12 protein-coding genes are annotated in these 12,418 nt (G+C 42.5%); 2 read left to right on the plus strand and 10 right to left on the minus strand.

All coding sequences use genetic code 11. The annotated features are described in order from the left end of the window. Positions 1 to 28 precede the first annotated feature (28 nt). A complete protein-coding gene (locus ACTJKB_RS16010) occupies positions 29 to 511 on the minus strand; it encodes a GyrI-like domain-containing protein (RefSeq protein WP_440835253.1) in 483 nt (160 codons plus the stop codon). Between the two features lie 60 nt (positions 512 to 571). Then, the gene (locus ACTJKB_RS16015; protein ID WP_440835255.1) at positions 572 to 1,309 is read right to left on the minus strand and encodes a leucine-rich repeat domain-containing protein; all 738 of its coding nucleotides are present in this window, start codon (positions 1,307 to 1,309) and stop codon (positions 572 to 574) included. 232 nt (positions 1,310 to 1,541) lie between these two features. On the opposite strand from ACTJKB_RS16015, the gene ACTJKB_RS16020 reads away from it, so the two are divergent. Together ACTJKB_RS16020 and ACTJKB_RS16025 are read left to right on the plus strand one after the other, a co-directional pair. After that, on the plus strand, positions 1,542 to 2,561 hold the full coding sequence (locus ACTJKB_RS16020; protein WP_440835256.1) for a glycosyltransferase family 4 protein: 1,020 nt from the start codon (positions 1,542 to 1,544) through the stop codon (positions 2,559 to 2,561). Between the two features lie 24 nt (positions 2,562 to 2,585). Continuing rightward, entirely contained in the window at positions 2,586 to 3,599 is a 1,014-nt protein-coding gene (locus ACTJKB_RS16025) for a lysylphosphatidylglycerol synthase transmembrane domain-containing protein (protein WP_440835257.1), read from the plus strand. Between the two features lie 171 nt (positions 3,600 to 3,770). Here ACTJKB_RS16025 and ACTJKB_RS16030 read toward each other — a convergent pair whose 3' ends face one another. The 8 genes from ACTJKB_RS16030 to ACTJKB_RS16065 all read right to left on the minus strand — a co-directional run bounded on the left by ACTJKB_RS16030 (position 3,771) and on the right by ACTJKB_RS16065 (position 12,332). Next, a complete protein-coding gene (locus tag ACTJKB_RS16030; protein ID WP_440835258.1) occupies positions 3,771 to 4,991 on the minus strand; it encodes a glycosyltransferase family 4 protein in 1,221 nt (406 codons plus the stop codon). Between the two features lie 176 nt (positions 4,992 to 5,167). Next, positions 5,168 to 5,797, minus strand: coding sequence for a phosphatase PAP2 family protein (locus ACTJKB_RS16035; protein ID WP_440835260.1), 630 nt, complete (start codon positions 5,795 to 5,797; stop codon positions 5,168 to 5,170). Between the two features lie 206 nt (positions 5,798 to 6,003). Further along, positions 6,004 to 6,603: an acyl-CoA-like ligand-binding transcription factor gene (locus ACTJKB_RS16040; protein WP_440835261.1), complete on the minus strand. Its 600-nt coding sequence runs from the start codon at positions 6,601 to 6,603 to the stop codon at positions 6,004 to 6,006. Between the two features lie 24 nt (positions 6,604 to 6,627). Beyond that, on the minus strand, positions 6,628 to 8,139 hold the full coding sequence (locus ACTJKB_RS16045) for an MFS transporter (protein WP_440835263.1): 1,512 nt from the start codon (positions 8,137 to 8,139) through the stop codon (positions 6,628 to 6,630). Positions 8,140 to 8,332: 193 nt separating this feature from the next. Further along, complete coding sequence (locus tag ACTJKB_RS16050) at positions 8,333 to 9,295, minus strand: SseB family protein (RefSeq protein WP_440835264.1); 963 nt, start codon at positions 9,293 to 9,295, stop codon at positions 8,333 to 8,335. After that, complete coding sequence (locus ACTJKB_RS16055; RefSeq protein ID WP_440835265.1) at positions 9,295 to 10,782, minus strand: SMI1/KNR4 family protein; 1,488 nt, start codon at positions 10,780 to 10,782, stop codon at positions 9,295 to 9,297. The genes ACTJKB_RS16050 and ACTJKB_RS16055 overlap by 1 nt, the downstream gene beginning before the upstream one ends. A 77-nt stretch (positions 10,783 to 10,859) precedes the next feature. After that, positions 10,860 to 11,636, minus strand: a complete 777-nt coding sequence (locus ACTJKB_RS16060; protein WP_440835266.1) for a GNAT family N-acetyltransferase — start codon at positions 11,634 to 11,636, stop codon at positions 10,860 to 10,862. Positions 11,637 to 11,660: 24 nt separating this feature from the next. Further along, positions 11,661 to 12,332 carry a YdeI/OmpD-associated family protein gene (locus tag ACTJKB_RS16065; RefSeq protein ID WP_440835267.1) on the minus strand — a complete coding sequence of 224 codons (672 nt, stop codon included), beginning with the start codon at positions 12,330 to 12,332 and terminating at the stop codon, positions 11,661 to 11,663. Positions 12,333 to 12,418: the final 86 nt, after the last annotated feature.

Genomic DNA, 12,418 nt, shown 5'->3' on the forward strand with positions numbered 1-12,418 from the left:
TGAAATAGCTTGGAACACCCCCTTGAAATTATTGTATAGCTATATAAATCTGCAATTCTGTGTTGGCCGGATCGAAATCCCTGGCATCATAAAGCTCGAAATCGCCCGTATAGGTTCTTACATCCTGAGATTCCTTGAAATAGGTCCATATCTCATACCACGCCTCAGCCACCACTTCATATACAGGTCCCTTTTTCGTTGTAAATACCATGTATTTACTTTCAGGGACAACCGCAACTACATGATTAGTGTTTCCTAAGACCGCGTCACTGCTTGATTCATGCCCAATAACAACTGTATATGCTCCGTTTGCATCGCTCTCATAATCCGTATACAGTGCGTAAATATAATGTGGATTTTTAACCCCAGCAGCAGAACCGAGATTACTCTGAAAGTAAGTTTCCCATAGCTTAGGTAATCGCCCATCCGGTCCAGCTTCCGCTTCGTTCGTTGTACGTACAGCTACTCCAGTCAGTATTAGCTTTGGCTTGTGAATTGTAATAGTGTTCATGCCTCACTCTCCTCTTGCACTAAATTATACAAGGAGGAAGTAGACAGCTTACTGTCATATTTAATTCAAATTTACAATAACGCCATTGTCCTCCAGGTTTTCGATAACCTGCTCCGCTTGCTCATTCAGCGGGTTATTTGCCAAAGATACTTCTTTTAAATTCGGCATCGTCTCGAGCACTTCAAGTTCCTCTATGAGGTTATCTTCCAGATAAAGATGCTCCAAGGTTGGATGGTTTGTTAACGGCGTCAAATCTTGAATTTGATTTCCGCTCAGGATAAGCCATTCTAACTTCAAATCCTGAAGGGGACTTAGATCTGCTATTTGATTATTGCTGGCAAGAAGATCAGTCAGCTTATGTAAATTCTTGAGCGGCATTAGACTTTTGATCTTGTTGTCGTCAACAACCAGTTTTTGCATAGAACTTAACCCGGAAAGCGGTGAAAGGTCAGTAATCTGATTCCCGTCAACAGCCAGGAACGTCAGTTTTTTCAGCTTGCCGAGGGGTGTGATATTCTTTATTTTTTGGCCGGGCAGAAATAAGTCCTGCAGGTTAACAGCATATTCAAGTCCCTGCAAACTGACGATTTTATTCTTGGACTCCATAGGATACAAAGACTTCAACTTCTGCAATTCAGCCGCCTTCACCTCTTTATTAGCCGGCAGCTTCAATTCCGTTCGAATAGCTTTCGCCAATGCAGGGTCCGTAATAACAGAGGCGGCCCAAATGGATGTTGCCGGTAAGAATACGAAAACCAAACAAAACACGATGATATTTTTCAATAATTTAGCAGGCATTTAGATTCTCCTTTTCCGCAACTTGAATAGTTGTCATCCTTTCTTTTATCGGATTTTTCCCGTGAGTGGTGAATGTGCCGGAATATGCGGTGTGAATATAACTATCAAACCAGATCGTTTTTGGTGTAACATATCTTTGGGACTGCTACCCAATCTTCTTCCATCAAACTTGTAATCATAGGCCGTGCATGAAAATAGCAACCATCGGCAATTCTATAATTAGGGGGACAGTATGCCAACTATTAATATGCTTTCTTCAGCCCATAAGGTTAAAGCTCAAGGCGTTTTATCGGCTTATATCGAACAAGTCCATTTAGTGGAACAGGGTCTTAAAGACAACTACACTGTGACAATCAACAGGTTTGTTCCGGGCGATATCAATCACTATCACACGATTGACCTGAAATTTTTTCTCAGCATCCCCTTTGCCAAACGGAAAGGCACCACGGTTGCTTATGTTCATTTTGTGCCTGAAACCATAGAGGAAAGTTTGAAGCTGCCACCTCTCTTTAAAAAAATATTTTACGCCTACATGATTAGGTTCTATAGATCCGTTGACCATATCGTCGTAGTGAACCCCTATTTTATTGACGTTCTCAAAACCTATAACATTGATGAAAAGAAGGTAACTTACATACCGAACGTAGTTTCCGAAGAACGTTTTTATCGCTATCCCGAGGACAAGATTATTGCAATCAAACAAAAGTATTCGGTTCCATTAGATAAGTTTGTTGTCCTCGGAGTCGGTCAAGTTCAAACCAGAAAAGGGATATTAGATTTTGTAGAGGTTGCGAAACGTCTTCCGCATATCCAGTTTATCTGGGCCGGTGGTTTTTCATTCGGTTCCATTACAGAAGGCTATAAAGAACTAAAAAAAATCATTGATCACCCGCCTGATAACGTTAAGTTCATCGGCATTATTACGAGAGAAGAAATGAATGACATCTATAATATTTGTGATCTAATGTTTTTGCCTTCTTATAACGAGCTATTTCCGATGTCCATTCTTGAAGCAATTTCATTAAAGGTACCCGTTCTCTTAAGGGGCTTGGAACTATACCGCAATATTCTATTTGATTATTATCTGCAAGGTGACAGCGTCACGGATTTCGTCACAATCATCACTGCAATGCAGCATAGAGGCGAGGATTACGATACTTGGTGCGAGAACTCCCGGAAGTGTCACGAATTTTATTCTGAACGTCATGTTTTGGAATTGTGGCAGCAGTTTTATAATCGTATTTCCCGTTAAAAACGACATATAGGAGCACCGCTCATGAGGAATAAAATATTCAACTTTATCGTTGTCATCTTTACGTTTGGTATCTTTTTGTCCTTTTTTCTTTTCACTAAGGGTCTGAGCTCTATGATCGAAGAGCTTAAAACCTTAGATATTTCCTGGATCTTATTGTCCATTGCTTTGGTACTCCTGTTTTGGCTCTTTGAAACGCTTGTCTTATATACGATCACTAAAAAGCTGTATCCTATTAAAAAACTATTGGTACAATCCCTTAAATTCGAGATGATCGGCCTATTTTTTGGCGCAGTATCACCCTTTTCAGCCGGAAGCAACCCCGCACAACTCTATGCCATGACGGAAAACGGGATTCCTGCCGGTATTGCCGGTTCTATATTGATGATCAAATTTATCATTCATCAAACGATTAATATCGTGATCTTAATTTTAGCCTTTTTATTTAAATTCGGTTATTTCAACGCCAAGGTCGATTACTTTCCGTACCTATGCATTTTGGGTCTCGCCATACACGTTCTCATCATGGTCTTTGCCATCTTCTTCTCCATTAACAGCAAGCTAACGAAACGGTTGCTTACCGCTGTTTTTAAAGTATTAAAAGTCGTTAGGCTCGTAAAAAACACAGATGCCGCATTTAACAAAATCGAGTCCGAATTGACGCAGTTCCATCAGAACGCTTCCTTAATCACGAAGCATCTAAAAATGTGCACGTATGCCTCGATCTTCACGTTTCTGCAATATGCAGCTTTCTTTAGCATTCCCTACTGCATTTACAGGAGCTTTGGTCTCCATTCGGCTGATCTTTGGACAATGGTTTGTGCCCAAATTTTCTTAGTTAACTTTATGGCCATCATCCCGCTTCCCGGCGCTGCCGGAGGTGCCGAAGGGGGATTCTATTTAATCTATAGTATATTTTTTGATTCCGGTACGATAATAACGGCCATCTTTGTATGGCGAGTATTAACCTACTACATCACTGTAGCTGCAGGCAGTATATTTACGTTAGTGCTGCCGAACGTAAGGAAACACCATTAGGATCTGATTGCGACCGAACCCCGGTATTATACCGGAGTAAGGTCGTTTTGCTATTTGACCATGTTTGCAGCCTTTTCCCCACAAAAAAACCCTCCCGGCAGGCGACGTTTGTCAGCTCAGCTTAACCGCTGGCTTCTTTGCGTTGTCTACAGTGAAGGGGATTTCGCCAAGCTATAACTTATGTCTTCTAAACTTTAACATTTTAGGAAATACAAACTTCCCCAAAGGAATGGGGGCCTCTTTATTGGCGTAAATCATACTCCAATATTTATCCAAAACCTTATTCGCGAAAACGCTGCTGGAATATTCATTCGCCTTCCTCATGGCTTCCTCGCTCATATGGTTCCTTAAATCAGCGTCACTGAGTATTTCAGTTATAAAATCAACAAATTCGTCTTTTTTCAGATAAGAATAGCCATTCTTCCCTTGTTCGATAACACCATCTATGCAAGGATCATATCTGCAAACGACAGGGCATCCACAGCTTAATGCCTCTAAATAGGTTAATCCCTGGGTCTCACTAGTCGAAGCATTAACAAAAATTTCAGCCATTTTATAGTACTTATACACATTTTCCGAATGTATCATGCCTGAAAAAATAACGTTGTTTACTAAATTTTGATTTTCCACTTGTTCTTTCAAGGTGTTCAAATATGGCCCGCCGCCTACAATCAGCAGCTTCACTTTAGGTGACTTCTTGACCAATTCAGGTAAAAACATTAAGATTTCACTTATATTTTTCTCCAGCGCGATTCGCCCCACATAGGCGATAATTCGATCGTCCGGGTGAATATGCAGTTCCCGCATGATTTGTTGTTTATCTTCTTCACTTAATGCTTGCTGGAATTTGTGCAGCTCTATGCCAGTGGGTATGTCAAAAATGGGCTTACTGACCCCATAGTGTAAAAGTTTGTTTTTCGTTTTATCTGTAGCAGCAATAACACCATCTAAGCTGTTTAACATTCTCCTGGTTATTTTTGCCGATATATTTACCGTAATAATCTTTCCACCCAGAAAATAATTCAAATAATTTTCATACATGGTGTGATAGGTATGCACATGTGGAATGTTCAATTTATTTGAAATATGTTTGGACACGGCCATCATCGAAAATTCGGTTTGGGAATGTATAATCTCAGGGCCCCATCTAATGATTGCATGAATGAGCTTATTATATAAGGGCAGCTTAAATCTGGCATCGGGATACACGCCAATCGGGATCGACTTTACGTAATACACATCACCGGCTACCTCCTCGCGACCCGTATGCGACAACGTCAATATTCGAACGTCGTGTCCCTCATTTTTCAATTCTTTATATAAATTGTTTACCGAGGTGACAACTCCATTAATCATAGGAGAATATGTATCCGTTGTTATTAAGATTTTCACTCGTTTTTCCTCCCAATACATCTCATTCAACCTGGCCCGCTTGATCCTGCACGCCAATACGCCTTTAACGAGAAATCAAGGATTGCTGCGTGTATTTATATTTCAACTGATACCACGAATTCATCGTAACATGCAACTATTAAATAATGATTAATTGCGGGTGTAATTAATCATTATTACATGGCCGCACTGCCGGATTCATGAGGCAAACGCTGCCGCCTTGTTTTGAAGTAACGCCCTGATATCCGGAATACTGTTTCGCCTAAGACGATACCGGCGACCGCGTCTGCAATGACATGTTGTTTGATGAACAGTGTTGACAAAATGATCAAACCTCCCATAACAACGACGGCCAGCCGGACCGGCTTGGATAACTCCCTTGAACCTCGCTGCATTAGGTAACAAGTAAGCACATGAATACTCGGGAACGCATTATAGGGCTCATCGAACCTGTAAGTGATAGGCACAAAAAAATTCCACCCCTCCCCGAGCTGAGGACGCGGCACATGTGTTGGGAAAACAAGAAAAACAACATTGCACAGCAGTATACCTATGCAAACGGCAACAAGTGTATGGTAATAGGCTGAACTTCGCTTTTGGAAAATCAAAATAAGCGTAATAAATATAAAAGGATACCATACAAAATAAAAAACAGAGAAGACCGGTATGAACGGAGTAGCTTGATCCATCTTTGTCACCAGTACATGCTCGACTGGCCTCAGATGGTTCTGCAGCGAGTACAGCAGGCCTATCAACGGAATGGTTAATAGCCAAAGCAGCGGTATTTGCTTTTGCAGCTTCTTCAAATCTAAATCACCTTCTTCATTAATTTACGATCTTATAATCTTATCATGCCAACATTCTGAATCACAATGATTGTTCCCCATGAAGGCTGTAGGGGCAAGTTTAAGGCCATCCTTTGCGGGATGGCCTTTTTTTTGCATCAATTTCTTCCTTACTAATCATGAATTAGATGGACGCTCTTACTTCTTAGAGCATAGCTATTTAGGCTTCACAATGGCAAGCCTTCCTCTAATTTGCTCAAAGCTTCATCTAACAATGTAGCAAAATCGGCATCAGGATTCTCTGCATAGTACAGCATCACCGAGATATTGACACCAATAATTGCACCGGCGAAAGTGCGCACCGCTAAGTCTTCCGGGTTACGGCCTACTCGTTTAGCTATTAATTCCATGATCAACTGCATCATTTGGGTCATGTTATTTAGACTCGCAGCCCTCAGCTCCGGGACCTTCATAATAAGCTCGTTACGTTCACGCACCGTAGTTAGCTCATCTGTGGACATATCCTTAATTCCAGAAAGCATAGCGTTACGTATTGCTTGGAGCGGACTTAGATTAGAGGGCTGGTCTTCAAAAGCAGCTACAAAGAGAGGATCATAGTTATCGATAAGCAATACATCCTCTTTCGTAGAGAAGTAACGAAAAAAGGTGCTGTAGGAAATTTCTGCTGCCTCCGCAATCTGCTCCACAGTGGTAGCTTTATAGCCCAACTCGCGAAAAAGCCGCAATGCGTGCTTTTGAACTGTTGCCATAGTCTTTGCTTTTTTACGTTCGCGCAATCCATTACTTCGTTGCTCATCCGATAACACGATGTTCACTCCCCAACATTTTAATTACTTCATATCCGAAGGTGCATTTCCGTTTCTATCTATACGAACTTTCAAGAAGGATAAAGTTAATACGATACCAAGCGCCGCCACACCGCCACACATCCATAGTGTGACTCCCATTCCGTGAACGAATGCTGAGCGAACGGAATGAAGCAGATTTGTTGAATCCATCTGGAGGGCATATGTTGTACCTGCCGATACGTTTCGCTGAACTACTTCTGCAATGTCACTTGACAATCCGTCCAAATCCAGTTTATCACGATAACCCTTGCTAAGTAAGGTACCCAGTATAGCCACCCCCATTGTACCCCCGACTTGGCGCAATGACATAATGAGTGCCGAGCCTACACCACTCCGTTCAGCAGAAAGTACAGACATAGCCTCGTCCATAGCTGCAGGTAGTGCAAACCCAATTCCAAAACCAACAACCGTTATCCATACCGAAGTATAACCGTATCCGCTGCCCAAACTGGTATATGCACCAAGAACAACACCAATACCAAGTACCAAGAAACCAAGTGCAATGGTTATCCTTGTACCAAACCGTGACTGAAGCCAGTCAGAAATTTGCGATCCAACTAAGAGACCTCCTACCAATGGCAGTAACCGTAGACCCGCACTTTGTGCATTGGCCCCTTCGACGGCTTGAAAAAATTGAGGCGTTACAAACAACACACCGAACATCATAAATGAAACAAACGTAGCCAATATTGTCCCCCAGGTGAAGCTGGCCGAACGGAACAACGAGAGATCAAACAGTGGATGACGGATACGCTTCTCCCAGAGTATAAAAGCAAACAACAACAGCATGCCAATAACAATCGTAGCTAACGCTGTTGGGTTCCCCCATCCCTTCTCTCCTACTTCAATAACACCGTAGGTTATACCGACTAGTCCAAGGCTAGAGGCTAATACACCAATGTGATCTACCTTCTGAATTCCCGAACCCCGGGATTCAGGCAATAATATGGAAACTGCAAACAGTGCAATAAGAATAAGCGGAATATTAATAAGAAACACTGACCCCCACCTGTAGTTGCTCAGCAGCCATCCGCCAACAATAGGTCCCAGTGGAATCCCGAATGCGTTAGCCATCATCCACACTGCTATTGCCTTAGGACGTTCCTTTTCAGAGAACAATATAGGAATAATCGCCATCGATAACGGCACCAATAGAGCAGCCCCAAGACCAAGAACAGCGCGTGCAGCGATAAGCTCCCCTGCTGAGTCTGAGTAGGCGCATGCCACCGAAGCCGTTCCAAATACAATCAGCCCGATGATAAGCATCTTTTTCCGGCCTAAACGGTCACCTAGTAGTCCTGCAGGAAGTAATAACGCAGCAAAGACAAGATTGTACGCATCGGCAAACCATTGAAGTTCCCGGTTGGTTGCGTGCAACTCCGTAGCTAGAATAGGTAAAGCCAGATTGAGAATGGTCATGTCCAGACCCACTGCAAGTATACCGACGGCAAGTGCACTCAGTACCCACCATCTACGATTTTCTTGAAGATTCATTATCCTTTCTCCTTTCAAAATGATGTAGCACGATAATTTTGATACTTTATATCATTTAAAACTTTATATCTTTTGATACTATATTCCACTTTCATCCAACCGTCAACAAATAAAAAAGCCGCCTCCGGTAGAATACCGGAAGCAGCTTAAAGCCAAGGTTCTTTTTTTCAGCAGTTCTTTGTCCTTTGTTCCTCTACAACCTCTTATATTCGGCGATCATCCGCTTGTTCTTGTCGTCTAACCGGAAACCGATCCCCCGGAAATTAATGACGGCTCCGCTCATGTTCTCCGATAGGGACACAATATCCTCATAGGTAGCGAAATTGCCGCCCCATACCGTTTTATCATAACCTTTTTCAAACTCAAGCCAATCTGTGAACACCGGCAGCCAAGGTTCTTCCCCCTCCACGCCAAGGGAGGCAAATTGAATGTACGTTCCTTGCTTCACCGTCTTCATGCCCTGTTCATCAGGGGGTGACGGTTCTTCCGTAAGCTGCATCGGCACCAAAAACTTTGCCTGAACGAGTTCATCCAGCATCCGGGCTTCTGCCGCTTGAAGATACTGATTTTTGCCTTCATACTGCTGCCGGGAATACATCGCCTGAAAAAAACAAAGCATCGCATGCTGCAGCTCCGGATTGCTTACGGGAATATTGATCTCCGGCGTTCCGCTCCAATCGGGCGGCGGCAATAGATCGTCTCTGCTGATCACGATCGTGTTTTGCCCGTTATCAATAAGAAGGTTGCGGATGCCAAGGAGATGAAGCTCAGCGAGCATCCTGCGGATCTCCTCCCGGCTGATCTTTCTCATTTCCAGCTCAATGAGCTGCTGCAGGTAATAATCCGCCGCATTGGCTGAGAATGCTTCCTCAGAGAACACCCATACCAGGTCATTACCATCGATGTATGGATAATTCGTATGGACATCGTACGCCATATATAATGCTTCGGCATTTAAGATGGTTCGTTTCAATGAATCCAAGAGCATTTGGGCATCAAAGTGTTCCGTCTCAAAAGCTCCGCTTTCCTTAGAATACCGAGCAGATTGAATCATAGAGATCAGATCCTGAATCGTAAGTCCGCTGCTTGCTTCCATTGTCATTGGAGAAATAAATAGAACTTCTCCTGCTGCTTTATCTTTCTGTTCCTCGCTCATCACCAATTCACCTGCCATCCGTATGACTGAAGGTTGAAATATTTATTGAACTCAGCGACTACGGAGTTTGCATGTTCCTCTGATGTTGCCTGAAATATAGTGATACCGGTTATACTACACCCGGAAATCTCCTCCAAGCCGCTAAATCTTGATGCATCTACTCCAATTTCCCGAAGACTCGTACAATTTTTGAATAGGGTTAAATCTCCAACCGGATAAGTGAATTCCTCTAATTTCTGCAATTCTCCTAGAACGGTATTTTTCGATTCATCCTTTACACAGCGATCCGTTTTAAATGTTGTTAGATTCCTTAAGTCTTTTAAAAACGCTAAGTCAGGTATTGTCACTTTTTTGAGTTCCAGTTTTTTTAACTTCTTAAGGTTTGAAATATAGCTCAAATCGCCAACTTCCAGTTCTTCTAAGCTTAATTCCGTCAAGTTTACTAAGGCTCCTATTGCTTTACAGTCCATTGAGTCTATTTTGCTTAGTGAGAGGTATTTTAATTTTTTTACATCCCTCAGTTTATGTGCATCCCTTAATGAAAGTCTTACTAAGGTTAGTTCCCTTAACTCCTCTAAAGAAACTAGGTACTCCAAATCAGACTCTTTAAAGGATTGCCCCCCTATTACAAGCTTCGTTAATCCAGATAACTGTTTGAGTACATCGTAATTTGCAATTTCATCGGCATGTATAATAAGTTCCTTAAGGTTAGGCATATGGGCTAAAATATCTAAGGATACTGCTCCGTGTTTTCTCGCTAGATCCGGCCGAATAAAGACCATTCTCTGTTTGCTCAGTGTTTCGGCAGAAATATAACCGCCTTCATGATCATCTTCAAAATACTCTGCCCAAAATCCGCTTATAGGGATGAGGCTGTTTTTTTCGTCTTCCATTGTAGTCAACGCCAGCATATCATCAAACAGATGTCCCTGCTTCCGGTGAATAAGGATCACTTCCTCCTCGTCTATGGCGTTGATTTCACCATTGCTGAAGCCTGATTCGATAAATTCAAAGAAATGCCCCAAGCTCTCTGAAATAACATAGGAAATATTCGAATTGCGGTCTAATGTAATGATTTGACCATAACTCCCCTTTACTCCGGGTTCCAGATCCATTACTAGAAACGAACCTCCGCCATCTTCAGCAAAAGGGACCCATCCCTTTCTATATTCCCCTTCTTGCACTGCATCCGGTTTGCCGGAAATAATATCACAGCCTGAATTCTGACGCCCTCTCCAGCTAGCCGTTACCGATTGTAGGGCCATCCAGCTAAAGCCAGCCATGACTCCAAATACTTGCTCTCCCTCTCCATTATGTTTCATGTATAATTGTCTGAAATCATCTGGAAATCTGCAATTCATCATGCTCTCTGCGTGGTTTATTTCTGCTTCCTCAGCTGCTGGATTCAGTAAATCCTCGACATCTGGTATGTGCAATTTTAAAATCTCAATAAGGCAAGACTCGTTTTTTTCATTAAACAATGGCATATAGTAACCCCCATTTCACGGATTCAGACCCTCTCTAGAACAGCCTCCAATTTTTTAGAATGGAGGTTTCTTCCACATTAATGGGGAGTTGTCTTTATATTCAGTAGTCTGGTCTTCGTCACCATGCCCGCACTTTCCAATGTCCGCTTAGAGGCATGGTTATAATACCAGCATCCGCACACCGGGATAATCCCCTGTTCTTTGCACCATTTTCTTAAATGTAATATGATGCTTCTCCCGATTCCTTGCTGTCTGTAGGCTTCATTAGTGTACATCCCTATACTCGCCAATCCATCCATCATTTTCGACTGTTCAAACACTCCGATTCCTACTAGTAAAGCCCCTCTATAGTAAGTGAAAAGCTCCCCGCCCGCGATCCTCTGTTCATATTGATCCAGAAAGTCCCCACAGACCTCTATTATTTGTTGTAGATCCTCTGCTCTAGCAGGCCGGAACTCCTCATCCTTTACAATATTTAAATCTATTAAATCGGTTCGGCCTTCCTGGAAAAAGTATGCTTGCTTGTTGATTTCAAACTCCTTATCCAGTGCCAGGCTTACAAATAGCTCATCACAGGTCGGAACAAAAAGGGACTCTGGCCGATGACGTTCAAGCGTTTCGCTAAATAGGCGTTGTGCGTGCTTCTGATAGGAACGGCGGATATAGAATTGGGTGAGCAGTTGTTCATTGTGAATCGCATAATATCCAACTTGTCCAGTATGATCCTCAATTTTGTAGAAGGTTGAAGCGAGAATATGCTCCTCCAGGAAAGAATCAAACGGCGAGGATAAACCCTGTAAGTATTCAGTAATCATATCTTTAATTTCATCAATAGGACATTCTATTGTAATCATTCCAAACCTTCCTCCCATACATATTTACTGCTTTTCTCTCCGGTAAATGTCGATGCTCTTATAACCTTCACCTAAAATTTTCTTCATTTCTGCTCTTCGCTTTGCTCTAGTCCCTTCTTGTACGGCACTATATACATAACGGGCCCAATCCTTCCGGTAACCGGGAGTAAGCGATTGGTATAACTTCAGCGCCTCCGGACTATCCTGCAAGTCATTTTCCACAGCAGGAATCATAGATGTATAATCATCCACTCGCTGACTTGGCTTGGAAGACGCCTCATTCTTCTTCCGTGTCTCCTCTTTGAAACCAACAACGGTAAACACATCGTTTAAGCCCACCATACGTGCAAACTTCAGGCTGCTTGCCCCAATATATCCGTCCTCATCCGCTCCTACCCCTTCAAAAAGGCTGTCCCTATGAATATAGGTTGAATAGACCTTATTTCCTTTTTTGGGGTAAGCAGCGTACAAATAGCCTCCCTTATCTAAATAGTTGTGATCAATCACTTTATTGACGAGATCCTGAAGCACTTCCATATTGAGCACATAAGCAAAAATGAGATCATAACAGTTGTCTGTCAATTCAGTATCATATGCTGTTAACCCCGATAAACTATCCTCATCTTCGGGTCTGTACAATACGGCAACCTTTTGGAATTTGTGTAAATTTAATTTGTCTGCGATTGTTTTAGACATGCAGGGAACCTCCGTTAATGGTTATCTGTCCCCCATATTAAATCAAAGCAGCCCCCAAAACCACTGAAATGTGGGATTGAGGGCTG

This window comes from Paenibacillus sp. 22594 (assembly GCF_052044425.1).
In the GTDB taxonomy this organism is placed as follows: Bacteria; Bacillota; Bacilli; order Paenibacillales; family Paenibacillaceae; genus Paenibacillus_AQ.